34 protein-coding genes are annotated in these 25599 nt (G+C 64.7%); 20 read left to right on the forward strand and 14 right to left on the reverse strand.

The features are described from left to right. Positions 1-463: MFS transporter (locus GVM20_RS13975; protein WP_199799625.1), on the reverse strand; the 463-nt coding region annotated here is incomplete at its 3' end. Between the two features lie 212 nt (positions 464-675). On the opposite strand from GVM20_RS13975, the gene GVM20_RS13980 reads away from it, so the two are divergent. The 4 genes from GVM20_RS13980 to GVM20_RS13995 all read left to right on the forward strand — a co-directional run bounded on the left by GVM20_RS13980 (position 676) and on the right by GVM20_RS13995 (position 4303). Further along, the gene (locus GVM20_RS13980) at positions 676-1869 is read left to right on the forward strand and encodes an acyl-CoA dehydrogenase family protein (protein ID WP_166547807.1); all 1194 of its coding nucleotides are present in this window, start codon (positions 676-678) and stop codon (positions 1867-1869) included. Positions 1870-1985: 116 nt separating this feature from the next. After that, positions 1986-3125 carry an acyl-CoA dehydrogenase family protein gene (locus GVM20_RS13985; protein ID WP_166547808.1) on the forward strand — a complete coding sequence of 380 codons (1140 nt, stop codon included), beginning with the start codon at positions 1986-1988 and terminating at the stop codon, positions 3123-3125. A gap of 3 nt (positions 3126-3128) precedes the next feature. Then, the gene (locus GVM20_RS13990) at positions 3129-3941 is read left to right on the forward strand and encodes an SDR family oxidoreductase (RefSeq protein WP_166547809.1); all 813 of its coding nucleotides are present in this window, start codon (positions 3129-3131) and stop codon (positions 3939-3941) included. Positions 3942-4105: 164 nt separating this feature from the next. After that, the gene (locus GVM20_RS13995; RefSeq protein WP_166547810.1) at positions 4106-4303 is read left to right on the forward strand and encodes a hypothetical protein; all 198 of its coding nucleotides are present in this window, start codon (positions 4106-4108) and stop codon (positions 4301-4303) included. A gap of 7 nt (positions 4304-4310) precedes the next feature. On the opposite strand, the gene GVM20_RS14000 is transcribed toward GVM20_RS13995, so the two are convergent. The 4 genes from GVM20_RS14000 to GVM20_RS14015 all read right to left on the reverse strand — a co-directional run bounded on the left by GVM20_RS14000 (position 4311) and on the right by GVM20_RS14015 (position 7518). Continuing rightward, the gene (locus GVM20_RS14000) at positions 4311-5699 is read right to left on the reverse strand and encodes a porin (RefSeq protein WP_166547861.1); all 1389 of its coding nucleotides are present in this window, start codon (positions 5697-5699) and stop codon (positions 4311-4313) included. 215 nt (positions 5700-5914) lie between these two features. Further along, positions 5915-6565, reverse strand: a complete 651-nt coding sequence (gene gmk, locus GVM20_RS14005; RefSeq protein WP_166547811.1) for a guanylate kinase — start codon at positions 6563-6565, stop codon at positions 5915-5917. A gap of 42 nt (positions 6566-6607) precedes the next feature. Continuing rightward, complete coding sequence (locus GVM20_RS14010) at positions 6608-6982, reverse strand: hypothetical protein (protein WP_166547812.1); 375 nt, start codon at positions 6980-6982, stop codon at positions 6608-6610. A gap of 56 nt (positions 6983-7038) precedes the next feature. Continuing rightward, positions 7039-7518: an SspB family protein gene (locus GVM20_RS14015; RefSeq protein ID WP_166547862.1), complete on the reverse strand. Its 480-nt coding sequence runs from the start codon at positions 7516-7518 to the stop codon at positions 7039-7041. Between the two features lie 157 nt (positions 7519-7675). Between GVM20_RS14015 and hisB the strand changes: the two genes are divergently transcribed. The 14 genes from hisB (at position 7676) to pal (ending at position 16541) form a co-directional block, all read left to right on the forward strand. Beyond that, complete coding sequence (gene hisB / locus GVM20_RS14020; RefSeq protein WP_166547813.1) at positions 7676-8296, forward strand: imidazoleglycerol-phosphate dehydratase HisB; 621 nt, start codon at positions 7676-7678, stop codon at positions 8294-8296. Beyond that, entirely contained in the window at positions 8289-8585 is a 297-nt protein-coding gene (locus GVM20_RS14025; RefSeq protein ID WP_353653168.1) for a YciI family protein, read from the forward strand. The genes hisB and GVM20_RS14025 overlap by 8 nt, the downstream gene beginning before the upstream one ends. 116 nt (positions 8586-8701) lie before the next feature. Further along, complete coding sequence (hisH, locus tag GVM20_RS14030) at positions 8702-9328, forward strand: imidazole glycerol phosphate synthase subunit HisH (RefSeq protein ID WP_166547814.1); 627 nt, start codon at positions 8702-8704, stop codon at positions 9326-9328. Further along, positions 9325-10053, forward strand: coding sequence for a 1-(5-phosphoribosyl)-5-[(5-phosphoribosylamino)methylideneamino]imidazole-4-carboxamide isomerase (gene hisA / locus GVM20_RS14035; RefSeq protein ID WP_166547815.1), 729 nt, complete (start codon positions 9325-9327; stop codon positions 10051-10053). Before hisH ends, hisA begins: the two co-directional genes overlap by 4 nt. A gap of 11 nt (positions 10054-10064) precedes the next feature. Beyond that, positions 10065-10355 (forward strand): hypothetical protein, encoded by a 291-nt coding sequence (locus tag GVM20_RS14040; RefSeq protein ID WP_166547816.1) that lies wholly within the window; start codon positions 10065-10067, stop codon positions 10353-10355. Continuing rightward, positions 10352-11113 (forward strand): imidazole glycerol phosphate synthase subunit HisF, encoded by a 762-nt coding sequence (gene hisF / locus GVM20_RS14045; RefSeq protein WP_166547817.1) that lies wholly within the window; start codon positions 10352-10354, stop codon positions 11111-11113. Before GVM20_RS14040 ends, hisF begins: the two co-directional genes overlap by 4 nt. A gap of 116 nt (positions 11114-11229) precedes the next feature. Next, the gene (locus GVM20_RS14050; protein WP_166547818.1) at positions 11230-11550 is read left to right on the forward strand and encodes a phosphoribosyl-ATP diphosphatase; all 321 of its coding nucleotides are present in this window, start codon (positions 11230-11232) and stop codon (positions 11548-11550) included. After that, positions 11550-11927, forward strand: coding sequence for a histidine triad nucleotide-binding protein (locus tag GVM20_RS14055; protein WP_166547819.1), 378 nt, complete (start codon positions 11550-11552; stop codon positions 11925-11927). Before GVM20_RS14050 ends, GVM20_RS14055 begins: the two co-directional genes overlap by 1 nt. Positions 11928-12162: 235 nt before the next feature. Beyond that, a complete protein-coding gene (locus GVM20_RS14060) occupies positions 12163-12621 on the forward strand; it encodes a YbgC/FadM family acyl-CoA thioesterase (protein ID WP_166547820.1) in 459 nt (152 codons plus the stop codon). Further along, a complete protein-coding gene (gene tolQ, locus GVM20_RS14065; protein ID WP_166547821.1) occupies positions 12618-13325 on the forward strand; it encodes a protein TolQ in 708 nt (235 codons plus the stop codon). The genes GVM20_RS14060 and tolQ overlap by 4 nt, the downstream gene beginning before the upstream one ends. Further along, positions 13325-13765 (forward strand): ExbD/TolR family protein, encoded by a 441-nt coding sequence (locus GVM20_RS14070; protein WP_166547822.1) that lies wholly within the window; start codon positions 13325-13327, stop codon positions 13763-13765. Before tolQ ends, GVM20_RS14070 begins: the two co-directional genes overlap by 1 nt. Positions 13766-13777: 12 nt before the next feature. Continuing rightward, complete coding sequence (gene tolA, locus GVM20_RS14075; protein ID WP_166547823.1) at positions 13778-14593, forward strand: cell envelope integrity protein TolA; 816 nt, start codon at positions 13778-13780, stop codon at positions 14591-14593. Next, the gene (gene tolB / locus GVM20_RS14080; RefSeq protein ID WP_166547824.1) at positions 14590-15999 is read left to right on the forward strand and encodes a Tol-Pal system beta propeller repeat protein TolB; all 1410 of its coding nucleotides are present in this window, start codon (positions 14590-14592) and stop codon (positions 15997-15999) included. Before tolA ends, tolB begins: the two co-directional genes overlap by 4 nt. A 26-nt stretch (positions 16000-16025) precedes the next feature. Next, positions 16026-16541 carry a peptidoglycan-associated lipoprotein Pal gene (pal, locus tag GVM20_RS14085; protein ID WP_199799626.1) on the forward strand — a complete coding sequence of 172 codons (516 nt, stop codon included), beginning with the start codon at positions 16026-16028 and terminating at the stop codon, positions 16539-16541. 3 nt (positions 16542-16544) lie between these two features. On the opposite strand, the gene GVM20_RS14090 is transcribed toward pal, so the two are convergent. Next, a complete protein-coding gene (locus GVM20_RS14090) occupies positions 16545-16697 on the reverse strand; it encodes a hypothetical protein (protein WP_166547825.1) in 153 nt (50 codons plus the stop codon). Positions 16698-16877: 180 nt separating this feature from the next. Here GVM20_RS14090 and GVM20_RS14095 point away from each other — a divergent pair, with 180 nt between their 5' ends. Further along, on the forward strand, positions 16878-17411 hold the full coding sequence (locus tag GVM20_RS14095; RefSeq protein WP_160760322.1) for a J domain-containing protein: 534 nt from the start codon (positions 16878-16880) through the stop codon (positions 17409-17411). 4 nt (positions 17412-17415) lie between these two features. Here the strand turns inward: GVM20_RS14095 and GVM20_RS14100 are convergent, their stop codons facing one another. The 6 genes from GVM20_RS14100 to pdeM all read right to left on the reverse strand — a co-directional run bounded on the left by GVM20_RS14100 (position 17416) and on the right by pdeM (position 23905). Continuing rightward, positions 17416-18252 (reverse strand): SDR family NAD(P)-dependent oxidoreductase, encoded by an 837-nt coding sequence (locus GVM20_RS14100; RefSeq protein WP_166547826.1) that lies wholly within the window; start codon positions 18250-18252, stop codon positions 17416-17418. A gap of 28 nt (positions 18253-18280) precedes the next feature. Continuing rightward, positions 18281-19702 carry an SLC13 family permease gene (locus GVM20_RS14105; protein WP_166547827.1) on the reverse strand — a complete coding sequence of 474 codons (1422 nt, stop codon included), beginning with the start codon at positions 19700-19702 and terminating at the stop codon, positions 18281-18283. A 78-nt stretch (positions 19703-19780) separates the two neighbouring features. Beyond that, positions 19781-20995 carry a DUF547 domain-containing protein gene (locus tag GVM20_RS14110; RefSeq protein ID WP_234032031.1) on the reverse strand — a complete coding sequence of 405 codons (1215 nt, stop codon included), beginning with the start codon at positions 20993-20995 and terminating at the stop codon, positions 19781-19783. 203 nt (positions 20996-21198) lie between these two features. Continuing rightward, the gene (locus tag GVM20_RS14115) at positions 21199-22329 is read right to left on the reverse strand and encodes a DUF547 domain-containing protein (RefSeq protein WP_234032032.1); all 1131 of its coding nucleotides are present in this window, start codon (positions 22327-22329) and stop codon (positions 21199-21201) included. 263 nt (positions 22330-22592) lie between these two features. After that, positions 22593-23111, reverse strand: coding sequence for a translation initiation factor IF-3 (gene infC / locus GVM20_RS14120; RefSeq protein ID WP_160760324.1), 519 nt, complete (start codon positions 23109-23111; stop codon positions 22593-22595). A gap of 98 nt (positions 23112-23209) precedes the next feature. Continuing rightward, positions 23210-23905 carry a ligase-associated DNA damage response endonuclease PdeM gene (gene pdeM, locus GVM20_RS14125; protein WP_199799627.1) on the reverse strand — a complete coding sequence of 232 codons (696 nt, stop codon included), beginning with the start codon at positions 23903-23905 and terminating at the stop codon, positions 23210-23212. Positions 23906-24070: 165 nt separating this feature from the next. Between pdeM and hemF the strand changes: the two genes are divergently transcribed. Continuing rightward, the gene (hemF, locus tag GVM20_RS14130) at positions 24071-24925 is read left to right on the forward strand and encodes an oxygen-dependent coproporphyrinogen oxidase (protein ID WP_166547829.1); all 855 of its coding nucleotides are present in this window, start codon (positions 24071-24073) and stop codon (positions 24923-24925) included. Between the two features lie 25 nt (positions 24926-24950). On the opposite strand, the gene GVM20_RS14135 is transcribed toward hemF, so the two are convergent. Further along, entirely contained in the window at positions 24951-25340 is a 390-nt protein-coding gene (locus GVM20_RS14135; protein WP_166547830.1) for a type II toxin-antitoxin system death-on-curing family toxin, read from the reverse strand. Between the two features lie 4 nt (positions 25341-25344). Next, complete coding sequence (locus tag GVM20_RS14140) at positions 25345-25590, reverse strand: AbrB/MazE/SpoVT family DNA-binding domain-containing protein (protein ID WP_166547831.1); 246 nt, start codon at positions 25588-25590, stop codon at positions 25345-25347. Positions 25591-25599: the final 9 nt, after the last annotated feature.

Consider the following 25599-nt stretch of genomic DNA (forward strand, 5'->3'; position numbering starts at 1 on the left):
ACAGGAAGCGGTATCGGAACAGCGTGGTACGCTCGACATAATCATTGGTGATTTCCGGCACCATGCTGATCGAGGGCACCTCGCAGGCCGACAGCAGCAGGCGCACGCCCACGGCCAGCGCGACGATCTCCCAATAGGTCGGCACGCCGGTGAAGGGCGGCGACCACATCAGCACCCAGGCCAGCGCCAGCGGGATGGGCGCGATGTAGAGCCACGGCAGACGGCGGCCCCAGCGAGTATAGGTGCGGTCGGACAAGTGCCCGATCAGCGGATCGGCGAAAGCATCGATGATCAGCGCGGTCGCCAGCGCCGCGCCGACGATCCCGGCATCCACCCCCAGCACCAGATTGTAGAACGGCAGCAGGAAGAACGAAAAACCGCCGTCCTTGACCCCGAACGCCACGGCACCGAACCCATGCATCACTTTGAGCCTGCCCGGAAGCGGCCCGGCAATCATGCTCATCCGCGCCCGTCCCACAGGCCACGCCAATCGCCGAATCCGGCCAATGTCTCTCTCCTACTTCGGTTTCGAACCTAGACCGATTGCGCCGTCCGTCAATCGCGCCCGGTCTGACGCTACGGCATCGCGGAACCTGCGATGAGCCCTTGCGAGGGCCCTTCAAATGCCACTAACGTAAGCGTCAAGTGAGAGACACGAGAGAGGAGACTCGGCCCATGGCTGATCTGGAAACATTCCGCAGCGAAACCCGCGCATGGCTGGAGGCGAACTGCCCGGCCGAGATGCGCGAACCCGTGCGCGATGAAAGCGATATCTACTGGGGCGGCCGCCGCGCCACCTTCAAGAATGACGCGCAAAAGGCGTGGCTCGAAGCCTGCGTGGCCAAGGGCTACACCGTGCCCGCATGGCCCAAGGCCTATGGCGGCGCGGGGCTTTCGCCGGCGGAAGCCAAGGTGCTGCGCGAGGAAATGGGCCGCATCGGTGCCCGCCCGCCCCTGAGCAGCTTCGGCATCTGGATGCTCGGTCCGGCGCTGCTGCATTTCGGCACCGAAGGGCAGAAGCAGCGCTTCCTCAATGAAATCGCTCGCGGTGAAATCCGCTGGTGTCAGGGCTATTCCGAACCCGGTTCGGGCTCCGACCTCGTAAGCCTTCAGACCTTTGGCGAGGACAAGGGCGATCACTGGGTCGTCAACGGTCAGAAGGTCTGGACCTCCTATGCCGATCACGCCGACTGGATCTTCTGCCTCGTCCGCACCGACAAGGCCGACAAGTATTCCGGCATCACCTTCATGCTGTTCGACATGGCGAGCGAAGGGGTGGCCACCAAGCCGATCCTGCTGATCAGCGGCAATTCGCCGTTCTGCGAAACCTTCTTCGACAATGTCGAGGTGCCCAAATCCTATGGCGAGGATTGCCCGGCCTATGTGGGCCAGATCAACCGCGGCTGGGACGTAGCCAAGTACCTGCTCGGCCATGAGCGCGAGATGATCTCGGGCGCGGATGGCGGCGACCGGACCGCCGGGATCGGCGCAGCGATGAAGCGGCATTCGGCCAAGCTCGGCGATGATCTCGACCCGGTGCTGCGCGCGGAGCTGGCGATGTTCGATGTCGACGCGCTGGCCTACACCGCGATGGGGGAGAAGTTCCTCGACGAGATCAAGGTCGGCAAGGCGCATCCCGCGCAGCCGAACATGATGAAATATGCGGGCACCGAGCTGAACAAGCGCCGCCACGAGCTGATGATGGCGGTCGGCGGTTCGCGCAGCCTCGAATGGGACAGCGAGGAAACCGAAGGCGGCAAGCCGTCGCGCAGCTGGCTGCGGACCAAGGCGAACTCGATCGAAGGCGGGACGAGCGAAGTTATGCTCAACGTCATCGCCAAGCGCATTCTCGACCTGCCGGGCGCTTGAAAATGGCGTCGCCCCGGGCTTGACCCGGGGCCGCTATCACCCTTGGCGCCAAGATCACAGCGGTCCCGGGTCAAGCCCGGGATGACGTTCAGAAATTTTCCGGGAGAGGGAAAACAATGCCCCTGTATCACAACGAAGATCAGGCGATGCTCGCCGACACCGCGCGCGGGTTCATCGCGGAAGAAGGCAACATCGCCAAGCAACTGCGCCATTGGCGCGACCGCAATTGCAAGGACGGCTTTGGCCACGGGCTGTGGAAGCAGATGGCCGAAATGGGCTTCACGGGGATGCTGGTGGAGGAAGCTGACGGGGGCCTCGGTATGGGCCATGTCGAAGCCGGGATCGTGCTTGAGGAAATCGGTCGCAACCTGACGCCCTCGCCGTTCCTGACCTCATCCGTGCTGGCGGCCACCGCGCTGAAGCACAGTTCGGCGGATATGAAGGGCCGCTACCTGCCGGGCCTGATCGCGGGGGACAGCGTCTTCGCGGTCGCCATAGACGAAACCGCCAAGCACCGCCCCAGCCGCATCACCACCCGCGCCGAAAAGTCGGGCAACGGCTTCAAGCTGAACGGGGCCAAGAGTTTCGTCATTCATGGCGGTAGCGCCGACATGATCGTGGTCGCTGCGCGCACATCGGGCGGGGACGAAGATGCGGACGGGATCACCTTGTTCGCCGTGCCCAAGGACGTTGCCGGGGCGTCGCACGATCATGTGCGCCTCGTTGACAGTTCGATGGCGACTCATATGCGGCTCGATAACGTCGAATTGGATGGCGATGCGGTCATCGGCGAGATCGACGGCGGGCGCGCCGTGCTCGATGCGATGCTGCTGGCGGGCCGGGTTGGCGCGGCGGCGGAAGGCGTCGGCGTTGCGCGGGGCGCGATGGACATGACGGTCGATTACCTCAAGCAACGCAAGCAGTTCGGCAAGCTGATCGGCGAGTTCCAGGCGCTCCAGCACCGTGCCAGCCATCTCTATTCCGAAGTCGAAATTGCCCGCGCCGCCACCATCAAGGCGCAGCAATTGCTCGATGCCGGTGCGCCGAGTGCCGATCTGATGGCGAGCGTCGCCAAGGCCAAGGTCGCCAAGACCGCGCGGCTTGCGGTGCAGGAAGGCGTGCAGATGCACGGCGGCATCGGCATGACCGACGAATACGACATCGGCCTCTACATGAAGCGCGACCGCGCTTTGGCCGAATTCCTGGGCGATGCCTATTTCCACGCGAACCGCGTGGCGACCTTGAGTGGATATTAAATCATGGACATTCAATCACTTTTCAGCCTCGAAGGCCGCATTGCCCTCGTCACCGGCGGCTCGCGGGGCATCGGCAAGATGTTCGTCGAAGGTCTGCTCGCCGCGGGCTGCGCCAAGGTCTATATCTCGGCGCGCAAGCGTGACCAGATGCAGGACACGATCGACCAGTTCGGCGCGGACCGGGTGATCGGCATCCCTGCCGACCTCAGCCAGATGGATGGCATGGTCAGCCTCGCCAATGAATTGAAGGCGCGCGAGACGCGGCTCGACATCCTCATCAACAATGCCGGAGCGGCGTGGGGCCAGCCTTACCTTGAGTTCTCGGAAGCCGGGTGGCACCGGACGATGGACCTGAACGTCAAGACCCCGTTCTTCCTCACCCAGAAGCTCCACGATCTGCTGGTGGCTGGCGGCAAGGCCGGGCATCCGGCCAAGGTGATCCACGTCTCGTCCATCGACGGCCAGCGGATCAACCCGTGGGAAACCTATGCCTATCAGGCGTCGAAGGCGGCGGTGATCCAGCTGACCCGGCGCATGGCGGCGCGGCTGATTCAGGACAATATCGTGGTGTCCTCCATCGCTCCCGGCGCTTTCCCGTCGGAGATGAACAAGGCCGCCAAGGATGCGCCTGACGCCAGCGCCTCGGGCATCCCTGCCAAGCGCATCGGCACCGCCGAGGACATGGCCGCCGCCGCGATCTACCTGTGCAGCCGCGCGGGCGATTATGTGGTGGGCGAGACGCTGACGGTTGACGGCGGCGTGGTCAACGCGCTGCTGCCGAACCACTTTGCCGATCCGGCCGGCGGCGGGCACTGAGCCTCCATGCAGAGCTGAGCGAAGGAGCCGGGGGAGCGATCCTCCGGCCCTTCTTATTCGCCGCCCGCTATACTAGAATAGAGCGAGCCGCGCCGCGCAACGGCACGGTCGGCATTCGGGACGGCTGAAGCAGTGTGCACAGTCCGACTGAGCGGAGACCACCAATGGCCACAGTACCCACGCCCACGCCCGATACGGTCGAACCCACCGCGCCGCCGGTGGAAGCGCCGCCGCAGCCGAGCGAGCCGTTCCCGCCCTCGCCCGACGAAACCGAGCCCACACCGCCCGATATCGACGAGCCCGGTCGGGGCCCGGACGAGATACCGCCGGAGTTCCCCGGCATCAGCGACCCCGATCAGTAGATCCGACTTAGTAGTTCCACTGCGCCTGCACGCGCAGGATCTGCCCTTCGGCCTGCCCGAAGCGCCGTTCGTCAGCCTCCTTGCGTGAGGCCCAGCCATAGGTGGTGGTGATCTCCAGCGCCGGGTCGATCTGGAATTCCAGGCCCAGTTCCAGTTCCTCGGTCTCAAGCCGGGGTGCGTTGATCGCCGCCTTGAAGCCGCCGCGGTAATACTGCCAGCGGGCGAAGGGATGGATCGTGCCGATGGGCGTCTCGTCGATCTTGGCCATCACCTGCACATAGCCGCCGTCAACCGGGCGTTCCTCGATCCGGCCGGTGGCGGGGACGAATTCCGGCCCGGTGCCCCAGTTCCATTCCGCCTGAACGCCGAAGGGTTGGGGGTAGAGGATCGCATGCAGGTTGACGCGGTTGTCCTTGAAACCCACCGGGCTGACCCCGCCGGTGCGGATTTCCGGGCGGATGGTGTTGCGCATCACCGATCCGCCGATCTCGAACACCTGACCATTGAGGCCCAGACCGTCGAGCTCAAACGGCCAAGTCGCCAGCGCCACCGCCATCAGGTCATTATCGGTCTCGGTGCGGTTGAGGCCTTGCCCGTTGAACACGCCGAACCCGAAGGCGCCGTAATTGCCGAAGAGCTTCTGCCCATCATCCGCCAGCCGGTCCCAGATCGCCTGCACGCGCGGCGGGGTGTAGTAGGCGACGATCCCGAGATCGCGCTCGCCCGATGCAGCGGAGTTGATCGCATCGGTTCGGTCCAGCGCGAGGCGGTTGGACGAGGACTGCATGTTCTCCCACCCATAGGGCACCTTCGACTGTCCGAGGCGGATACGGAACGACTTGTCACCGGTCGGGAAGACATCGGCATACATGTCGCGCAAGGACACCGTGCCCTCACGCCGTTCACCGACCGACTGGTTGGAGACGGCGGCGGCGAAATCGGGCTGGAAGTAGAGCGACACGTGCTCATTCAGGTCGCCTTGGAGAACCAGGCGCATCCGGCGGAACGTGAAGTTGCTGTCGCCGTTCACCGCGCTGTCGTGGATCGAGCGCAGGCGCGAAACCCCGGCTGGTGCGTCGGCATCGCCCGAGACGATCTGGTTGAAGCGCATCTGGGTGTAGCCGCGCAGGCGCAGCTTTTCGTACCACGCCTCGCGCTTGGGCTTGGGCGTGGCGGCGGCGAGCGGGATCGACTCCGGCGCGGGCGGGGCGCTGATCGGAGCGGGCGCTGCGGGCGCGGGCACAGCAACGGGTGCCGGGACAGGCGAATAGGCGGGCTGAGTCGCTTGCAGCGCGCTGACCATCGCCTTCAATTCATCAATCTGACGCTGAAGATCGGCGATGGTGTTCGCCTGATCGGGCGCTTGCGACCCGGCGGGCGACTCGGTCTGCGCCATTGCAGGAGCGCAGGTGCTCGCGAGCAGACTGGCAGTGATCAGGCGGGCGGCGAAGCCAAAAGAAGGGCGGGACATGAACTACCGCTTTCGCAAGATGCCCGCTCACAATAAGCTGGCTGCGAGGCGCGGATATGTCGTTTGAGTGTCAGATATATGACATTTGCGACCGTTTTATCACAATTGCGACAAACGACCCTCTCCCTTGCGATCAGAGGTTAGCCCATCAAGCCGCGCACAAACGGGATCAACCCGGTCTGACGCGCGCGCTTCATGCGTTCCGCTTCAAGGATCGCGTGCACCTTGTCGAAGCACAGGTTCACATCATCATTGATGATCACGTAGTCATAGCCGTCCCAGTGGCTGATCTCGGCGCGGGCGCGCTCCATGCGGGCGTTGATGACCTCGGTGCTATCGGTGGCGCGGCCTTTGAGGCGGCGGTGCAGCTCATCGATCGAAGGCGGCAGGATGAACACCCGCACCACGTCCTGCTGGTCTTTCTGGTACAGCTGCTGGGTGCCCTGCCAGTCGATATCAAACAGGAAGTCCTGCCCTTCCTTCAGCGCGGCGCGAATCTTGCCCTTGGGGGTGCCATAGCGGTGGCCGAAGACGTGCGCCCATTCGTAGAAGTCGTCCTCTTCGACCATGCGGTCAAACTCGGCCTCGGTGACGAAATGGTAATGCACCCCGTCGACCTCGTTCGGGCGCGGCGGGCGGGTGGTGGCCGAGACCGAGAGCTTGATCTCGGCGTCCTTGGCCAGCAGCATCCGCGACAGCGTCGTCTTGCCCGCGCCGGATGGCGAGGAGAGGATGAACATCAGGCCCCGGCGATGGAGCGTGTCGTCTGCGTGGTGTGAGGTGTCGCCCATAGGCCCCGTTGCACCAACACAGGCGTGCAAATCAAGCGGCGATCAGGATTCGCCGGTGGGTGTCTTGCGCGCCTTGCGCTTTGCTTCGAGCCGCTTGCCCCGATCATAGAACACCTTGGCCGCCAGCCCGCCTGCCACCACCGCCAGCCCGATGGGCGATCGGCGCGCGAGGTGGCTGGCACCCCACAAGGCTACGCTGGTGGCCAATCCGCGCCCGTCGACCAGCTTGTCGGCCTTGGCCTTGTCATAGCTTTTGACGAGCAGCCCGCGTTCCATCCGGTTGCGCAGCATTCCGCCAGCGGCGCGCAAGACGATGTCGGCGATCACGAGATTGGTGCCGGCCACCGGACTGGGCAGCGGCAGACCGGCGGGACCGGTCGGGGCGGGCTTATTGCTGGCGGCATCAGCGGGCGGCACAGTTGCGGCCTTGCCACGCCTGCCCCTGCTCGCCCCTTTGCCCCGCGCCATCGGGCCTACTTCTTGCGTCCGAAATCGATGCTGACCACGTTCGAGCCATCGGGATCCGTGTCCGGCCCGTCATTTTCGGCGTCTTCGTGGGCTTCGGGCTCCAGCTCCTCCACCGCCGCTTGGAACTGGAGGCCGAAGTCGACCGCCGGATCGACGAAGGCGGTGATCGCGGCGAAGGGAATCTGCAACTTCGCCGGCACCTGATTGAAGGTGAGGCTGACCGTGAAGCTTTGCGGGAAGACCTCGAGATCCCAGAACTTGTTCTGGAGCACGATGGTCATCTCGTCCGGGAAGCGTTCGCGCAGATGCGGCGGGATCGATACGCCCGGCGCTCCGGTCTTGAAGGTGATGTAGAAGTGATGCGTGCCAGGCAGCATCCCGCCGCCGCTGACGATCGAGCCAAGGACTCGGCCAACCACAGCGCGCAGAGCTTCCTGCACGATCTCGTCATAGGGGATCAGGCTGTCGGGTGTGTCGCTGGTCATCACGTGCGGATTGGTGACGCTGCGCGCGGGCTTGGTCAAGCCCCCATCCCGCTTTGACGCCGGTTTGGCTGGGCATTGCCGCGCGGGATTGACGCGGCTTCGCAAGCAGATGCGCGCGATGCTTGTCTTGCGCGCCGAGCCGACTATAGCGCGGCTCATGGTCAGCACCCCCGCCCCAACCCCTCAGCGCACCGGCTCGGTCGAGCGTAACACCACCGAGACCGCCATCGCCATCCACGTCAATCTCGACGGGACGGGCGCCTATGATGTGTCGACCGGGATCGGGTTCCTCGATCACATGGTTGAACAGTTCAGCCGCCACTCGCTGATCGATGTGACGATGAAGGTGCAGGGCGACCTGCACGTCGACCAGCACCACACCACCGAAGATTCGGCGATTGCGCTGGGGCAGGCGATCACCCAGGCCTTGGGCGACAAGGCCGGGATCGGGCGATATGGCGCGGCCTATTCCCCGATGGACGAGACGCTGAGCCGCGTGGCGCTGGATATTTCTGGGCGGCCTTTCCTCGTATGGAAAGCAAAGTTCACGCAAGAAAAACTCGGCGAATGGGACACCGAACTGATCGAACACTGGTTCCATTCGGTCAGCCAGAGCGCGGGCATCACCCTGCACATGGAACTGCTCTACGGCAGCAACAACCACCACATCTGCGAGAGCCTCTACAAGGGCTTCGCCCGCGCGATGCGGCAGGCGGTGGAGCGCGACCCGCGCAAAGGCGGCGCGATCCCGAGCACCAAGGGGCAGCTGGGTGGCTAGCATCTTCATCGCCTCGCTGACCTACACCGTCCCGATCGAACAGGTCGATGCGGTGCTGGCCGATCACTTGGCATGGCTGAAAGCCGGTCATGACACGGGGCATTTTCTCGCCTGGGGCCCGCGCGAGCCGCGCGATGGCGGGCTGATCTTCGTGAAGGCCGCGAGCCGCGCCGAGGCTGAGGCGCTGCTGATGAGCGACCCGTTCATGCTCCACCAATTGGCCGACCTTACCATCATCCAATGGACCCCGCGCTTTGTCGGGCCGGGGCTGGAGGCTTTCAGTGCCTAGAAGCGCTGGAACGGCTGCCCCGCAGCCGCAAGCGCGACTGCGCGCCCGCAGCGGGCACGGCTTTGCCGCGCGCCTAGCGAGGACCGCGCGCCCGGATGGGTGTGCGGAAAGCAAAAATGCCTGAGGTTGTTGCCTTGGTCGATTACGGCGCGGGCAACCTCCACTCGGTGCACAATGCCTTGAAGGCAGCCGGGGCGGAGGTGACTGTCACCGCTGATCCCTATGTGGTGCGCGCGGCGGACCGGATTGTTCTGCCCGGCGTCGGCAGCTTCAAGGCCTGTGCTGAAGGCCTGCGCGCGATCCCGCACATGGTCGAAGCCATGACCGAGCGTGTCCAGGTGGGCGGTGCGCCGTTTCTTGGCATATGTGTGGGCATGCAATTGCTGGCCGATCGCGGGCTGGAACACGGCGAGACCCCCGGCCTCGGATGGGTGCCGGGCGAGGTGCGGTTGATCCAGCCATCCGACCCAGCGATCAAGGTACCGCACATGGGCTGGAACGATGTGGCCATGCTCCCCCACGCGAAGGATCATCCGGTGATCGAGGAGGGGGAAGCCTATTTCCTCCATTCCTACCACTTCGCCGCAGACAACCCGCATGATGTCGCCGCCATGACCGATCACGGCGAGGGGCTGGTCGCCGCCGTCGCCCGTGACAACATCATCGGCGTGCAGTTTCACCCGGAAAAGAGCCAAGCTTACGGGCTGGCGACGCTCCGGCGCTTTCTGGAGTGGTATCCGTGATCGTCTTTCCCGCCATCGACCTCAAGAACGGTCAGGTCGTGCGCCTTTCGGAAGGCGATATGGACCGCGCCACGATCTACGGCGACAACCCCGCCGCGCAGGCGCTGATCTTCGCCGATGCGGGGGCCGAGCATCTCCATGTGGTCGACCTCGACGGCAGCTTCGCAGGTGAAAGCCGCAACCGCGCGGCGGTGGAAGCGATTATCGAAGCCTTCCCCGGCTATGTGCAACTGGGCGGCGGCATCCGCGATGCGGCGGCGGTCGAAGGCTGGTTCAACCTCGGCGTCGCGCGGGTGGTGATGGGGTCGGCCGCGCTCAAGAACCCCGAATTCGTCAAGGACATGGCCCGCAAATGGGAAGGTGGCATCGTTGTCGCGGTGGACGCGAAAGACGGCATGGTCGCGACCGAGGGCTGGGCCGAAGTGTCCGACGTTCCCGTCACCGATCTTGCCCGCCGGTTCGAGGATGCAGGCGTCGCTTCGCTGCTGTTCACGGATATCGGCCGCGACGGGTTGCTCAAGGGCGTGAACATCGAGGCCACGGTCGATCTGGCCCGTCGCGTGGACATCCCGGTGATCGCCAGCGGCGGGGTGAAGGGACTGGACGACATCCACATCCTCGCGCTCCACGCGCATGAAGGGATCGAGGGTGTCATCACCGGACGCGCGCTGTATGAAGGTCGTCTCGATCTGGCGGCGGCGATTGCGATGGGCGCGCGGGTGTAGACATGCGCCTCATGGGCTTTCTCTTCCTGTGCCTCACCTTCCTTGCGGGGGTGACCATTGGCACGGTCGAGATCGCGCTCATCAACATCATCGTCTTCATGGGATTCGCGCTCGCCGCCGACCATGTTCTTGCCCCGCGCTACGGCAAGAACGGGTTGGTCTACGGCATGGCGGGGGCGTTCTTCCTGAGTTTCCTGTGGCCGGTCGCGGTCCACACATGGCGCGGGGAGCCGACCTGCGTTGGCGAGCATTGCCTGCCCAAGGAGCCTGAAATGACCGTCACTCTGAGCCCCGCCCGATGACCGTTCGTATCCGCGTGATCCCCTGCCTCGACGTCGCTAATGGCCGCGTGGTCAAGGGCGTGAATTTCGTCGATCTGAAAGACGCGGGCGATCCGGTGGAGCAGGCGCGCGCCTATGATGCGGCGGGGGCGGACGAGCTGTGCTTCCTCGATATTTCCGCCAGCCACGAAGGACGCGGAACACTGCTCGACATGGTGCTGCGCACGGCGGAGGTGTGCTTCATGCCGCTGACCGTGGGCGGCGGGGTGCGCAGCGCCGAGGATGCGCGCGCGCTGCTGCTGGCAGGTGCGGACAAGGTGGCGGTGAACAGTGCGGCTGTCGCGCGGCCGGAGCTGGTGGGCGAGATTGCCGCGAAGTTCGGCAGCCAATGCGTGGTCGCCAGCGTCGATGCGCGCCGCACGCCGCGGGGGAACTGGGAAATCTTCACCCACGGCGGACGCAAGCCGACCGGGATCGACGCAGTCGAATATGCGCTCAAGGTTGCCGATCTGGGCGCGGGCGAATTGCTTGTTACCAGCATGGATGGGGACGGGACGCAGCGGGGTTATGACCTCGCGCTGACCCGCGAGATTGCCGATGCCGTCAGCGTGCCGGTGATCGCCAGCGGCGGGGTGGGGAGCCTTGAGCATCTGGTCGACGGCGTGACGAAGGGCCATGCCAGCGCGGTGCTGGCCGCCTCGATCTTCCACTTCGGCACCCACACCATCGCCGAGGCCCACGCGGCGCTCAGAGCGGCAGGGCTGCCGGCGCGCGGTTGAGTTTTCGTCATTGCGAGCGTAGCGAAGCAACCCATGAACTGACCGTGCCGTTTGCGGCAACAGCCGACCATGGATTGCCGCGCGCCTGCGGCGCTCGCAATGACGAGAGTTGAACATTGTCCGACACCCTCACCCGCCTCGAAGCGACCATCGCCCAGCGCCTCACGGCTTCGCCTGACGCGAGCTACGTCGCCAAGCTCCACGCCAAGGGCCTCGCCAAGATCGCCCAGAAGCTGGGCGAGGAGGCGACCGAAACCGTGATCGCCGCGCTGACCGGCGACGAGGCCGAACTTGTGGGCGAGGCCGCCGACCTGTTGTTCCACCTCATGGTGCTGCTCGCCGAAAAGGGCGTGGCGCTCGAACATGTGCTCGCCGAACTCGACCGCCGCGAGGGCACATCTGGGATCGCTGAAAAAGCCGCACGGAGCCAAGACTGATGCCGATCGACCCGACCCTGCCTTACGATGACACCAACATCTTCGCCCGCATCCTGCGCGGGGAAATCCCGTCACGCAAAGTCTATGAGGACGACTGGGCCTTCGCCTTCGAGGATATCAACCCGCAGGCCGAGATTCACACGCTGGTGATCCCCAAGGGGCGCTATGTCAGCTGGGACGATTTCAGCGCCAAGGCATCGGACGCGGAAATCGCCGGTTTCGTCCGCGCCGTGGGCGAAGTGGCGCGGGCCAAGGGGCTGGTCGAACCCGGCTACCGCTTGCTTGCCAATATCGGCGCGCATGGCGGGCAGGAAGTGCCGCATCTGCACGTCCACATCTTCGGTGGTGAGCCGCTCGGGCGCATGATTTGTAAGTAATGGAGCCCATCCGGGCTGCATTTTCCTCGCTCTTGCGACCTTTTTGTCGGCCTATCGCTCCGCTACTTGAGGCCGGAAGGTCGCATCGCAGCGGGCGCGCAGTCGCGCTTGCGGTCGCATTGCGACCGATATTCGCGCGGCGGTAAGCGCGCTCGGCCCCCGTTACACTGCTGTTCATCGACAAAACGCAAACAGCGGCCTTTGCAGCGATTCCCCGCTCGGCTAGGTGGCAGCTATGATCTCTCCCAACCCTCCTGGCGGCATCCTTGACGGCGCGCGGCATCTTTATGCCGTGCGGGTCTATTACGAGGACACCGATCTGTCGGGGATTACCTACCACGCCAATTACTTGCGCTGGTTCGAACGCGCGCGCAGCGATCTGCTGCGGCTGCTCGGGATCGACCAACGCGCGGCGATCGAAGGCGGCGAGGGCGCCTATGCGCTGTCCGAAGTGAACCTCAGATACCTGCGTCCGGCCAAGCTTGATGATGATGTGGTGATCGAAACCCGCTGCACTGAGCTTGGTGCGGCGTCGTGCCGGATGCATCAGGTGGCGCAGCGGGGGGATGAGATGCTGTGCGAGGCGCATCTGCGCGTCGGCTTCATCACCCTCGATGGCCGCCCCCGCCGCCAGCCTGCCGAATGGCGCGCGGCTTTTGCCCAATTCATGAACCAAGGAAACCCGAACCCGTGACGTTTGCCCTGCTCAGCGCTGCTGCTGCTGCCACTGCCCCGACCCGGCTCGATCCGGTCGAACTGTTCCTACAGGCCGATATCATCGTACAGGCGGTGATGGTCGGCCTGCTGTTGGCGAGTGTATGGGTGTGGACGATCATCGTCTCCTTCTCGATGCGGATAGGCGCGCTCGGCAAGAAGTCGCGCGCGTATGAAGCGGAATTCTGGGAACAGCGTGACCGGGAGGCGCTGCTGACCAAGCAGGTCAGGAACGAAGTCCCCGCCGCGCGGGTCGCTGCCGCCGGGCTGGACGAATGGCGCAAGTCGACCGCCAAGCAGCCGGTTGACCGTGACGCCACCCGCCAGCGCATCGCCGCCGCGATGGACAGCCAGATCGCTGAGGAAGCGGACGAGCTGGCCGGGCGATTGAACTTCCTTGCCACCGTCGGCTCGGTCGCGCCGTTCGTGGGCCTGTTCGGCACGGTGTGGGGGATCATGAACAGCTTCTTCCAGATCGGCGCGCAGCAGAGCGCCAGCCTCGCCGTGGTTGCTCCCGGAATTGCCGAGGCGCTGTTTGCGACTGCCATCGGCCTCTTCGCCGCGATCCCCGCCGTCATCGCCTACAACCGCTTCGGCGGGGCGGTGGATCGGTATGAGGCGGTGCTCCAGCGCTTCGCCGACAAGCTCCACACCGGCCTCAGCCGCGAGCTGGACCGCGCGTAATGGGTATGGGCATATCCTCCCGCCGCAAGGGCTCCAAGCGCTCGCGCCGCGCGGCGATGGCCGAGATCAACGTCACCCCGCTGGTTGACGTGATGCTGGTGCTGCTGATCATCTTCATGGTCACGGTCACGCTCCCCGCTGCCGGGGTGCCGGTCGAACTTCCCGAAAGCCGCGCTGCGCCGGTGGAGGAAAAGCCCGACCAGATCACCATCTCGATCGACGCAGGGGGCATCATCTATATCGAGAACGAGGCGGTGGTCGCGGGCCGCTTTCCCGAGGCGCTGGAAGCACTGGATCGCGGGGACGAGCAGCCGCTGATCGTGCTGCGCGGTGATCGCAGCCTTGATTATGGCAGAGTGATGCAGGTTATGGGTGAGTTGGGCCGGGCGGGCTTCACTTCGATCTCGTTAGTCACTGACGGTTCAGTTTCGGCCCCATAGCGGTAGGACAGGATGGGAGAAACCGCGCTCCGGAATGACGAAAAGGTCGGCCTCGCCGCCGCTGTCGTGCTGCACGGCGCGCTGGTGGCTGTGCTGCTGATGCAGACGGTGCGCAGCGAGGTTTCGGTGTTCCCGGAACGGATGACGGTGAGCCTGACACCCGCAGTCGGGCTTGAAGCAACCGCGCCCGATCCGGTGCCTGAAAGCCGCGCTGCGATCGCACCCACCCTGTCGGACGACCCTGCGCCTGCGCCCGAAGCGGCCAAGCCTGAGCCTGCCGCGCGGCCGGTGCCGACCCCGCCCAAACCGACGACCCGCACACCCACGACCCAGCCCGCGCCGACCCGCGACCGTTCACGCCCCGACCGCACCCCGGCCAAGCCTGCGACGACAGCGGCCAAACCGGCACCCAAGAGCGGCGGCGGCAGCCGGATCGGCGACGACTTCCTTGAAGGTAAGGGCAGCTCGACCACAACCACGGAAACCCGCGCACCGGCTGCGCAGATTGGCGCTGCCGCCAAGGCGTCCATCGGACAGGCGCTCGCCCGCCAGGTCAAGCCGCATTGGACCGCGCCGCAGGGGGTGGATGTCGACCTGTTGGTCACGTTGGTCGACTTCGACCTCAACCCCGATGGCACTCTCAAAGGCCGCCCGCGGGTGCGCAGCCAAAGCGGCGTCAACGACTCCAACCGCGCACAGGCCGCGCGCCACGCGGAAAACGCGATCCGTGCCGTCCAGCTTGCCGCGCCGTTCAAACTGCCCGAAGAGTATTACGAGGCCTGGAAGACTGTCCGGGGCGCTCGGTTTGACAGGAATACATCACGATGAAACCCGCTCTGTTTGCCGCCCTGCTTGTCACCGCCGCGTTCCCCGCGTCTCTCATGGCGCAGGATTTGGGTGCGCCCATTGGTGAGGATGGCCCGGTCGAACGCGCGGCCACCGATGCCTCGCAGGCGCAGGCGGAAGAGGGCATCTCCTTCACCGTCACCGATGAAAGCGCTTGGCAGGACATCGGCATCGCCATCCCTGCCTTTGCCACCGACCGCGAGCGCGCCACCCCTGCCAACGAGGCCGGAACTGGCGCACTGGGACGTGAAGTCGCGCGTGTGATAACCGCCAACCTGCGCAACAACGGCCTGTTCAAGCCGGTCGGTCCCGACAGCCTGCCGCAGCCGGGCTTCACCCAGATCACCGCACCGACCTTCGACACATGGAGCGGGCGCGGGGCGGAGATGCTGGTGCACGGCTATGTCCGCGCGCGCGATGACGGGAAGCTCGTGGTCGGCTGCTACCTCTACGACGTTGCGCTGCAGAACGAGCTGGTGCGTGAAGGCTGGGTTGTCGCCGCAGCCGATTGGCGGCGCGCGGCGCACAAGTGTTCCGACCTCATCTTCAGCCGCCTCACCGGTGAAAGCCCGTTCTTCGACAGCCGCATCGCCTATATCGCGGAGACTGGGCCCAAGGATCGCCGGGTGAAGCGCCTCGCGGTGATGGACAGTGACGGAGCGAACCACCGCTTCCTGACGCTGGGCAGCGCCACTGCGCTAACCCCGCGGTACTCGCCCGACTATTCGAAGATCCTCTATCTCAGCTATGTCGACGGCAATCCGCGCATCTATGTCTATGACATCGGAACCGGCAAGCAGACGCTGGTGAGCGAGAACCGCAACCCCACCATCGCCCCGCGCTGGTCGCCCGATGGGAAGTACATCCTCTATTCGATGGCCGTGGCGGGCAATACCGACATTTACCGCGTGCCAGCCACCGGCGGGGCCAGCGTCAAGCTGACCGACAATCCGGGGATCGACGTGGGCGGTTCCTACTCGCCCGATGGCTCCAAGATCGTGTTCGAAAGCGACCGTTCGGGCAGCCAGCAATGCTATGTCATGGATGCCGACGGCAAAAACCAGAAGCGCATCAGCTTCTTCGGTGGGCGCTGCGCCACGCCCGAATGGAGCCCGCGTGGCGATCAGATCGCCTTCACGCGGATTGCTGGCGACTTCAACGTCGCGGTGATGAACACCGGCGGCGGCGGGATGCGGGTGCTGACCCGCGGCTGGCAGGATGAAGCGCCGACCTGGGCGCCCAATGGCCGCATCATCCAGTTCTTCCGCACCGAAAAGAACACCGGGCGTTCGGGCATCTGGCAGGTCGATCTGACCGGCCAGAACGAGCGCCGCCTGCCGACCCCCGTTGACGCTTCAGACCCTGCATGGGGCCCGATCCGCCCCTGATTGTTTATGTGAAAGGAACACAAGCGATGAACACCAAGATTGCGACGATCCTGCTGCTGGCGTCTGCCACTGGCCTCGCTGCCTGCGCCAAGAAGGCGCCGGAAACCCTCCCGCCTGCTCCGGTCGACAACACGAGCACCGAAACCCAGCCCACGCCGCCGCCCACGGGCGCAGCGGTCGGGACGCAGCAGCATTTTGCCGCGGCGGTCGGTTCCTCGACCACGATCTACTTCGACACCGATCGCTACAACGTCGATTCGCAGGATGCCGCCGCATTGCAGGCGCAGGCGCAGTATTTCGCCCGCTATCCGCAGATCACCTTCACCATCGAAGGCCATGCCGACGAGCGTGGGACGCGCGAATACAACCTGGCGCTGGGTGAACGCCGGGCCGATGCGGCCAAGGCCTATCTCGTCAGCCTCGGTGTGGCACCGAACCGCATTTCTGTCGTGAGCTACGGCAAGGAGCGCCCGGTGGCACTGGCTTCGAATGAAAGCGCTTGGGCCCAGAACCGCCGCGCCGCATCAGTGATCATCAACTGATTGTCAGCCTTGGAGCAGGCCGGGCGAAAGCTCGGCCTGTTCGGCGACTTTCGGACCGACGGCACCGCTGGTGAGATCGCGCGCGCCGGTGACCACGCACAGCCCCGCGAGCGCGAGCACGCAGAACAGGCTGGAGAGGGTCAATTGCTGGCTCATCATGCGGTCTTTCAAGTGCGGCGGGTCATATGCCGCTGGCGGTCCTATTGCGGTGCAACATTTCACATTGCAACCGGTTCCCGCTGTCTCACGCCTTCCCATTACGGGCTACTGCGCCTAGATTGAGCGCGTGAGACAATCGACCAACGACATTCTGCCCCGCGCCCCCCGGATTCGCGCATGACCCGCGCCCGCCGATCAATGGATTGGGGCTTCCCGCGCTGGAGGCCCTACGGCTCCTCGCAAGAGGCCACCAATGTGCGCATCTGCGACCGCCACGGCTGTGACGAGCCGGGCAATTGCCCCGCGCCCAAAGCCCCCAACAGCCCTGAACGGTGGTATTTCTGCCAGAAGCACGCGGCGGAATATAATTCCAAGTGGGATTACTTCGAAGGCCTCGACAAGGCTGAGAAGGAAGAGCGCGCCAATGCGGAGCGGCAGGAATCGTCCGGCTATACCGAATCGGCGCATTACGGCTGGGCCGGATCGGGCGACGGATCGCGCTCAGCCGACGAGATGCGCGCGCTGGAGGTGCTGGGGCTGGAAGCCGACGCCGATTTCAATGCGGTGAAGAAAGCCTACCGCAACCGCGCCAAGGAAGTGCACCCGGACGTAAAGCCCGGCGATGCCAACGCAGCCAAGCAGTTCCAGCTGATCCAGACCAGCTATGAAGTCCTGCGCGCCGCCGAAGAACGCCGCGAGTGGCGGGGCTGATCGTCTAGTCGGATCGCGGTCCGGCAAACCCCTTGCCCTTGGAGTCGATCTGCGGATCGGGGTTGTCGTTCCACCACGGGGTGTCGGTCCACGGGCGCACATCGACTTCGTGGCTCCAGCAATTGCGCGGCTGGTGGGCGAGGTGCCAGTAGGTCTCGGCCAAAGCAGCCGGGTCGATTACGCCGTCGTGGCCCTTGCCCTGTTTGAAGGCGTCAAACTTGTCACCCAGCAGCTTGCCGAGGGTGTCGGGCGCGTCGACCGGGCCGTCGACGATCACGTGGGCGACGTGCACGCCTTGGCGTGCGAACTCGGCGTTGAGGGTCTGGCACAACATTCGCCGACCGCCCATGGCGGCGGCATGGCTGTGCTGCCCTGCATTGCCGCGCACCGCCGCCGTCGCCGAAGTGACCAGCAGCGTGCCGTGCGCTCCGGCCTTGGCGCGCTCCACCATCGCCGGGAACAGCGCGTGAGCCAAGCGGAAGACCCCATAGGTGCCAAGCCGCCAGCCCAACTCAAAGATGCGGTGCGGGGTCTGGTCAAGCGCGCGATTCCCGATCTGCGCGCCGAGGTTGTAGAGCGCGGCGTGGATCGGGCCGATGTCGGCTTCGACGCGGGCGACCAGCTCCTCGATCGTGCCATCCTCCGCCGCATTGAGCAGGGTGCCGCTGGCCGAGCCGCCCGCCGTTTCGATCTGGCCCACCATCCGCGCAAGGCCTTCCTCGTCCGACCGGCGCGCCAGCACCGCGTGATAGCCGCCGGCGGCAAAGCGCATCGCGGCGTTGCCGCCGATCCCGGCGCCAGCGCCGATCACAAGGAACACCGGCTTGCGGCTGTCGGTCATCATCTGTCTCCCTTATGCGAGCGCCGCGTCACGTCAGCGCCGAAATGCCCCATACCACGCCCACAATCAGCGCAACGCCTGCCACATCGAGCAGCGCGCCTGCTTTGACCATTGCGTCGATGCGGATGCGTCCGGTCGCCCAGGCGATGGCGTTCGGCCCGGTGCCGGCGGGCAGCATGAAGCCCCAGCTGGCCGCCAGCGCAGCCGGCAGCGCGAGCAGCACCGGATCAGCCCCAAGCGCCACCACCAGCGCAGCGATGACGGGCATGATCCCGGTGGCGGTCGCGACGTTGCTTGCAAACTCGGTCACCACGATCACCAGTGCCACCACCGTGAGCGCAACCAGTATCAGCGGCCACCCGGCCAGCGGTAGCAGCGCCTGCCCGATCCATCCCGCAAGGCCCGAAGCCTGCATCCCGCCCGCCAGCGCCAGCCCTCCGCCGAACATGAAGATCACGCTCCACGGCGCGCGTTCGGCTTCCTTCCACACCAGCAGCGGACGTCCTGTGCCATCGGGCAGCAAGAACAGCGCCAGCGCCGCGATCACCGCAATCGTCCCATCCGACCAGGACCCGGACGGCAGCAATGGCGCGACCAGCGGCTGCGTGACCCAGGCAATAAAGGTGAGGGCGAACAGCGGCACCAGCCGCTTCTCCGGCAGGGTCCATGCCGCGTGGCTATCGATCGCCGCGCGCGCGGCGGCGAGATCGAAGGGGTGATCGGCCACCCGCAAAACCCGCCCCACGATCCCTGCGGCCAGCGGGATGCTCAGCAGCACCAGCGGCACCCCGTACAGCGCCCATTGCGCAAAGGTGATCCGCACGCCCGCGATCTGGTCCAGCAGGCCCACGGCAATGGCATTGGTGGGCGAGCCGACGATGGTGCCCAGCCCGCCGATGCTGGCGGCAAAAGCGATTCCCATCGGCAGAGCGCCGGCGATACCGTCTTGTGGGAGCCGATCCCCCTCGCGCACGCTCCCGCCGCCTTCCAGCACCGCCAGCGCCATGGGCATCATGATCAGCGCGGTCGAGGTGTTGGAGATGAACATCGACAGCAGCGCTGCGGCAATCATGAAGGCCAGCAGCAAGCGTCCCGGGCCACCCCTGGTGCCCACCATTCTCAGAATCGCGACGCTCAGACGGCGGTGGAGACCGGTGCGTTCAATCGCCAGCGCGATGAAGGCCCCGCCCAAGAGCAGGAACAGGATCGGGGAATAGTAGGTGCCTGCCACCACCTCGCCCGTCGAAACGCCCGACAGCGGCAGGACAATGAAGGGCAGCAGGGCCGTGACGCTGAGCGGCGCGGCCTCGGTCATCCACCAGGCGGCCATCCACAGGACCAAACCCGCCACCAGCCACGCCCCCGGCGGCATTCCGGCGGGCGGGGCGAGCACAAACGTCAAGCCAAACGCCAGCGGGCCGAGGATAAGGCCGATCCGGCGCGCTGGCATGCTTGGCGATCTCCCCTGACCTTACCGCAGGGGCCTATCAGCAAGGCGCCGGTCGCGGCAAGCCTCAGGTGCGTTGGGTCACTCGACAGCGTTCTTGTTCGGCGGGTCGCCCGGCAGATCGATGTTCGAGAAGAACACGCGGGAGGTCGGCTGATCGCGCCGCTCCATGCGTTGCAGCTTGAGCGACCGGGCAAACAGCACATCACAAGAGGCCTGACCCATGCGCTCGGTGCAGATCGGTCGATCACTGGCAAGTCCCGGCTCGGTCATGACCGGCTGATAGCTCGTCGGGCGAGCCCCTCCGTGGAGATCGGCAATATCAGCCTCCCGGATGCTGGCGACGGTCTGGTCAGTCTTCGCCAGCAGTTCTACCACCGGCTCCTCGGCATAGTTGGCGAGATGCGCGCGCAGGTCGTTGTCGAAATCGGGGAAATAGAACGGCGCGACTTCGGCGTAGAGTTCCGACACCACCAGCTTGCCGGACATCTTCTGCGTACCGCGCAGTGAGTTGACGAAATCGGCAGCAGCCACATCCAGCAGCGAGCTGACATTGGCGCCGGTGAAGGCATAGGATTGCAGGTGCGGCATACCGATCTCGCCGCGCCAGAAGCCGTAGATCACCTTGGGGTCCTTCCAGTGGCGGAAGACGATATTCTCGCGGATGTCGCGCAGCGAGACCGGAATACCGCGCAGGGTGATGAACTTCGCCTCGTCGAGCGGCTGGCCGCCGATCATGATGTCGCGCGGTTCGCGCACCGGCCATTCCTTGGCGATCTGCTCCATCATCGCGACGTTGTGGAGGTTGAGCCAGAACGCGAGTTGTTCGTTGCGCGGCAGGGCCGAGATGTCCTGGGTTTCGACCACCCGTTCCAGATCCTGACGGTACTCGGTAAAGCTCTCGATCACCTCCTTGTCGAAGAACCGGAACATCACGAGCGATCCTTCGAGCCGATAGCGCGACTGCGGCCCGCTTTTCAGTCGTGAGCCGATCACGGGGTCAGGCCTCGGCGCGCCCTGGCGGGTCGAGGGGCCCATCGAAACGATAATGTTCTTGAGCGCGTAATCCCAGATTTCGTAATCGATCCGGTGACGAATGGGATTGCTGGTCGGGGTGAAGATCGCCAGCCGCTCATCCGCGCGTGCGTTCGGCGCGTCAGCGGTTGCGATGCCATGCACGAAGTGAAGTCCATCCCGGTCCGATTGGGGATGAGTCTCCGGGGTCTCCGCCGCAGCAAGGGCTGGCATGGCCAGCGCCGAGCCGGCCAGCAGTGCGATCATGGATTTCGGCAGCATATCGTCTCTCCCACCAAAGGATTCGAACCCGTCCGAAAGCCAAGCTATATCATGGCGATAAATCGGCGATGAATGCAAATTCATGCAGGTTCGCATACCCCGCAGCCTCGCCGAGCACATCGCCCGGCAAGGTTACGATAGGGACGGTTGTCGTGCCGATGCGCGGCGAGCTTGCCGCGACATATCTGCCGAGGCGCGCTCGCTTATTCGACCTCGGCCGGTCCGCCTGCCTCGCCGGGCAGGTCGATATTGCTGAAGGTCACGGTGCCGGTGCGGCCTTGGCGGATGATCTCCTGGAACTTGGCCTCACGCTCGCGCAGCAGCGCGGTCATGCTCTGGGGAATGCGGAAGCTGATGGACTGGCCGTTCGAGGTGATGTTCGAATAGGTCGGCTCGCGCACGCCGCCTTCCAAATCGGCGATATCCCGCTCGTTGACGACCGGATCGGCGCCGCTGGCACTGGCGAGCAGGGCTACGGTCTTCTCATCAGCGAAGCGGGTCAGGTGGGCGCGCAGATCCTTCTCGAAATCGGGGAAGAAGAACGGAGCAGCCTCGCGGTAATGTTCGGAGACTTGCAGCCTGCCGCCGCCTTCCTGCGTCCCGCGCAGCGAGTTGACGAAGTCGGCCGCGCCGCGGGTCAGCAGGCGAGCGACGTTGTCAGCATTGAAGGCTTCTTTCTGGAGCGAAGGCCCGCCAATCTCACCGCGCCAGAAGCCATACATCACCACCGGGTCTTTCCAGTGGCGATAGACGATCTGCTCGCGGATATCGCGCGGGGAGAGCTTGATGCCTTCCACGGTGATAAAGCGCGCTTCGTCAAGCGGAACGCCGTCAATCTTGATCTCGCGCGGCTGGCGAACCGGCCAGGCATTGGCGATCTGTTCCACCATCGCGACATTGTGGAGGTTGATCCAGAAGGCCAGCTGCTCATTGCGGGAAAGCGATTGGATATCAACGATATCGGCGGTCTTTTCCAGATCCTTGCGATATTCGGTGAAGCTCGCGATCACATCGGCATCGAGGAAGCTGAACATCACCCGCGTGCCTTCGAGCCGGTAGCGCGAGACATGGCCGTATTGGCGGCGGGTGCCGAAGCTCGGGTCGGGGCGACCGGCGCCTTCGCGCAGCGACGGCCCCATGGAGATAACGAGGTTCTTCATCGCCTCGTCCCAGATCGAATAGTCGATCTTGTCGTTGTTGGGGCTCTGCGAAGGCGCGAAGGTGGCCAGCGCGTCATTGCTCAGCGGGGTCTGGGCATGGGCCGGAACGGCGATGGCCAAAGCAACGCCAGCGAGCAGGGCAGGGCGGGCGAGACGCATGGGCAGGAACGGCATAAGCGTGAAGTGTCCTGTCAGAGCAGGGCTCCCGGCGGGAGCCTGGCGGGGGTCAAGAAGCGGCAAGGCGGGGTCGGGAACGGGCCGCCGCGTGCCTGCCCCCTGTCGAGATCATATAGCACAAATCGCGCGGTTCGTGTTGCCCGCAATCGGGCGGCGTCAGCATTTTGTCGACGCGTCAAGGTGTTGGTCGGCGCGCTTGAACGACAAAGGGGCGAACCGTACCGGTCCGCCCCCTTCTGCCCTTGCTTGAATCCGCGCGCTTATTTGGGTGCGAGCACCATCAGCATCTGGCGGCCTTCCAGCCGCGGGAAGGCTTCGACCTTGGCAATCTCGGCGACGTCGTCCTGCACCTTTTTGAGCAGGTCCATCCCAAGGTGCTGGTGCGCCATTTCGCGGCCACGGAACCGCAGGGTGATCTTCACCTTGTCGCCATGATCGATGAACTTGGCGACGTTGCGCATCTTCACGTCATAATCATGCGTGTCGATGTTCGGCCGCATCTTCACTTCCTTGATGTCCTGGGTCTTCTGCGTCTTGCGCGCCAGGTTGGCCTTCTTCTGCGCTTCAAAGCGGAATTTGCCGACATCAAGGTACTTGCACACCGGCGGGTCCGCATTGGGGGACACTTCGACGAGGTTCAGGCCCTTTTCATTGGCCTGCTCAATCGCTTCGCGGGTGAACATGACGCCAAGGTTTTCGCCTTCGTCATCAATGACGCGGACCTTGGGGACATTGATCATGTTATCAAAACGAGGGCCGCTTTTTACGGGCGGGGCCATTGAGCGCCGGGGTGGACGTGATATGGGGTGTTCTCCTGTGGTGACTTACGTGCTGCGCGCTCCTTAGTCCGAAATGCGCGCGAGCGCTAGGGAGAGTCTTACGCTGCCGCCTGCCACAGGGGAAAGCGCGCGATCCGGTCACGTGCGGGCATCAGCGCCTCGATCCGCTGTGCGGGTTGCAGTGCGCTCAGGATCTCCGGCGCGCCCGCATCCATGCCGCCGGTGAGCGTGCCGAAAGCGGGGAGGATCATGCGCTCGGCCCCGCTGGCGCTGCGCCCCATGACCGCGCAAGGGCGGGCGATGTGGCGATTGCGGACATTCACGCGCAGCTTGGGGTGATAGTGGCCCGACAGCTCCGGCGCGGTCTCTCCGGCCCGCGCCTCGTGGCGCAAGGTGATCCCGCCGACTTGCAGCTCAGACAGGATCGTCCCGCCGAAGCCCTTGGGCAATTCTTCGTCGTGGTTGCCCGTGATCCACACCCAGTCGAGCGCGCGGGTGAGCGCTTCCAGCATCCCGGTCGAATGCGCGTCCAGCCGCAAAGCGCCCGCGTCATCGTGGAAGTTATCACCCAACGTGATCACCCGCCGCGCGCCTGTCACCCGCACCGCATCCGCCAGCCGTTCCAGCGTGTCACGGCTGTCATAGGGCGGGAGCATCTGGCCGCGCGCCGCAAACCAGCTCGCTTTTTCCAAATGCAGATCGGCGACCAGCAACGCGCGTTCCGCTGGCCAATAGAGCGCGCGCGCCGGGCCCAGCAGCATTTCATGCCCGGCGAAGGGGAAGGGGGCGAACATAGCGGGAACCATGGGGATCGTCTGAAGCAAGCTCAGTCAATTCACAACCTCAAAGAATCCGTTGAGCCTGAGCTTGTCGAAGGCCTGCACTTTCTTCTATCGCGGTGGCTTGAAAGAAATGCGGCCCTTCGACAAGCTCAGGGCGAACGGGAGGGTATTGTTGTCATGGATTGGTCCGACAAGACGGCGCAGGCGAAGGTGTGGTTCGAAAGCCTGCGCGACCAGATCTGCGCGGAATTTGAAGCGATCGAACGTGAGGCGGGCTCTGATGCCAGCTTCCAATACACTCCCTGGAACCGCGAAGAAGAAGGCAATCCCGATCCCGGCGGCGGGGTGCAGGGGTTGATGAAGGGCAAGGTGTTCGAAAAGGTCGGGGTGAATGTCTCGACCGTGCGCGGCAGCTTTGCCAAGGAGTTTGCCGGCTCCATCAACGGCGCCAGCGCGGATGCTCCGGGATTTGTCGCTACGGGCATCAGCCTTGTGGCGCACATGACCAACCCGCATGTGCCCGCCGTCCACATGAACACCCGCTTCCTGACCACCACCAAGGCGTGGTTCGGCGGCGGCGCGGACTTGAACCCGCCGATCCCTTATGCGGAAGACACGGCAGACTTCCACGCCGCGATGCAGGCCGCCTGCGATCCGCACGGCGCCGATTATTACGAGCGCTTCTCGAAGTGGGCGGAGGAGTATTTCTACATCCCCCACCGGCAAGTGGGCCGCGGGGTCGGCGGGATCTTCGCCGACCATCTCGAATGTGGCGACGACGCAGGCTGGGCAGCGAATTTCGAATTCATCAAGGATATCGGCAAGCAGTTCCTTGCAGTGTATCCGATGATCGTGCGCAAGCGAATGAACACGCCCTTCGACGCCACCGACGAGGCGCAGATGTTCGAGTATCGCGGCCGCTATGCCGAATTCAATCTGGTCTATGACCGCGGCACGATCTTCGGCCTGAAGACCGGCGGCAACATCGACGCGATCCTGATGAGTCTGCCGCCACGGGCGACGTGGTCATGATGCGCAGCGTGGGCTTAAACCGAGGCTAGCTTAAGGCGACCACCCGCTGCCGGAACCAGTCGGCGAGTTCGTCCTCGGAGAGCTCTCCGGCGGCGAGGGCGATGAAGGCCACCGTCATGTCGGCATCATCTGCCTCCACGCGCCATCCGTTCTTGAGCAGGAACAGCAAGCTGACCACGTTGGCGGTGCGTTTGTTGCCGTCCACGAAGGGATGGTTTCTCGCCAAGCCGAAGGCATAGGCCGCAGCCAAAGCTGCCGCATCCGGCTCGCCATAGGCTTCCAATTGCTGCGGGCGTGCCATCGCGCTTTCAAACAGGCCCATGTCGCGGACCCCAGTGCCGCCGCCATGTTCGGCAATCTGTTCGGCGTGAGCCGTCAGCGCCGCCCGATGGCTGACCCACCTCCATCCCGCCATGCGCTTACTTCGCCAGCTCGCGCAGCACCTTGACGCGCTCTCGCATGATCTGGCGGGCGAGGCGCATTTCTTCCTCGAACTCGGGGTCAACCGGGGTCAGAGTGACACCTTCATCGGTCAGGGTCAGACTGATTTCATCACCGATATTGGCGTTGAGCGTGGCAAGCAGTTCCTTGCTCAGGATAATCCCGGCGGAATTCCCGATCTTGGTGATCTTGAGGCTGCGGGTGCGGGGGATCGGCTTGTTCATACGCGCGTT

The organism is Porphyrobacter sp. SLTP, from assembly GCF_009905735.1.
Taxonomy (GTDB): Bacteria; Pseudomonadota; Alphaproteobacteria; order Sphingomonadales; family Sphingomonadaceae; genus Erythrobacter.

Coding starts and splice junctions, on each gene's coding strand:
- GVM20_RS14015 (WP_166547862.1), bottom strand. CDS start 7,518: ATGACCAGCGACACACCCGACAGCCTGATCCCCTATGACGAGATCGTG.
- GVM20_RS14135 (WP_166547830.1), bottom strand. CDS start 25,340: ATGGCGGGATGGAGGTGGGTCAGCCATCGGGCGGCGCTGACGGCTCAC.
- GVM20_RS14040 (WP_166547816.1), top strand. CDS start 10,065: ATGGGCTTTCTCTTCCTGTGCCTCACCTTCCTTGCGGGGGTGACCATT.
- hisB (WP_166547813.1), top strand. CDS start 7,676: ATGGTCAGCACCCCCGCCCCAACCCCTCAGCGCACCGGCTCGGTCGAG.
- pdeM (WP_199799627.1), bottom strand. CDS start 23,905: ATGTTCGCCCCCTTCCCCTTCGCCGGGCATGAAATGCTGCTGGGCCCG.
- tolA (WP_166547823.1), top strand. CDS start 13,778: ATGGGAGAAACCGCGCTCCGGAATGACGAAAAGGTCGGCCTCGCCGCC.
- GVM20_RS14110 (WP_234032031.1), bottom strand. CDS start 20,995: ATGCTGCCGAAATCCATGATCGCACTGCTGGCCGGCTCGGCGCTGGCC.
- GVM20_RS13995 (WP_166547810.1), top strand. CDS start 4,106: ATGGCCACAGTACCCACGCCCACGCCCGATACGGTCGAACCCACCGCG.
- GVM20_RS13985 (WP_166547808.1), top strand. CDS start 1,986: ATGCCCCTGTATCACAACGAAGATCAGGCGATGCTCGCCGACACCGCG.
- GVM20_RS14140 (WP_166547831.1), bottom strand. CDS start 25,590: ATGAACAAGCCGATCCCCCGCACCCGCAGCCTCAAGATCACCAAGATC.
- GVM20_RS14090 (WP_166547825.1), bottom strand. CDS start 16,697: ATGAGCCAGCAATTGACCCTCTCCAGCCTGTTCTGCGTGCTCGCGCTC.
- GVM20_RS14105 (WP_166547827.1), bottom strand. CDS start 19,702: ATGCCAGCGCGCCGGATCGGCCTTATCCTCGGCCCGCTGGCGTTTGGC.
- infC (WP_160760324.1), bottom strand. CDS start 23,111: ATGGCCCCGCCCGTAAAAAGCGGCCCTCGTTTTGATAACATGATCAAT.
- GVM20_RS14115 (WP_234032032.1), bottom strand. CDS start 22,329: ATGCCGTTCCTGCCCATGCGTCTCGCCCGCCCTGCCCTGCTCGCTGGC.
- tolB (WP_166547824.1), top strand. CDS start 14,590: ATGAAACCCGCTCTGTTTGCCGCCCTGCTTGTCACCGCCGCGTTCCCC.
- GVM20_RS14060 (WP_166547820.1), top strand. CDS start 12,163: ATGATCTCTCCCAACCCTCCTGGCGGCATCCTTGACGGCGCGCGGCAT.
- GVM20_RS14000 (WP_166547861.1), bottom strand. CDS start 5,699: ATGGCGCAGACCGAGTCGCCCGCCGGGTCGCAAGCGCCCGATCAGGCG.
- hisF (WP_166547817.1), top strand. CDS start 10,352: ATGACCGTTCGTATCCGCGTGATCCCCTGCCTCGACGTCGCTAATGGC.
- GVM20_RS13990 (WP_166547809.1), top strand. CDS start 3,129: ATGGACATTCAATCACTTTTCAGCCTCGAAGGCCGCATTGCCCTCGTC.
- hisH (WP_166547814.1), top strand. CDS start 8,702: ATGCCTGAGGTTGTTGCCTTGGTCGATTACGGCGCGGGCAACCTCCAC.
- GVM20_RS14095 (WP_160760322.1), top strand. CDS start 16,878: ATGACCCGCGCCCGCCGATCAATGGATTGGGGCTTCCCGCGCTGGAGG.
- GVM20_RS13980 (WP_166547807.1), top strand. CDS start 676: ATGGCTGATCTGGAAACATTCCGCAGCGAAACCCGCGCATGGCTGGAG.
- GVM20_RS14055 (WP_166547819.1), top strand. CDS start 11,550: ATGCCGATCGACCCGACCCTGCCTTACGATGACACCAACATCTTCGCC.
- hemF (WP_166547829.1), top strand. CDS start 24,071: ATGGATTGGTCCGACAAGACGGCGCAGGCGAAGGTGTGGTTCGAAAGC.
- GVM20_RS14070 (WP_166547822.1), top strand. CDS start 13,325: ATGGGTATGGGCATATCCTCCCGCCGCAAGGGCTCCAAGCGCTCGCGC.
- GVM20_RS14100 (WP_166547826.1), bottom strand. CDS start 18,252: ATGACCGACAGCCGCAAGCCGGTGTTCCTTGTGATCGGCGCTGGCGCC.
- pal (WP_199799626.1), top strand. CDS start 16,026: ATGAACACCAAGATTGCGACGATCCTGCTGCTGGCGTCTGCCACTGGC.
- gmk (WP_166547811.1), bottom strand. CDS start 6,565: ATGGGCGACACCTCACACCACGCAGACGACACGCTCCATCGCCGGGGC.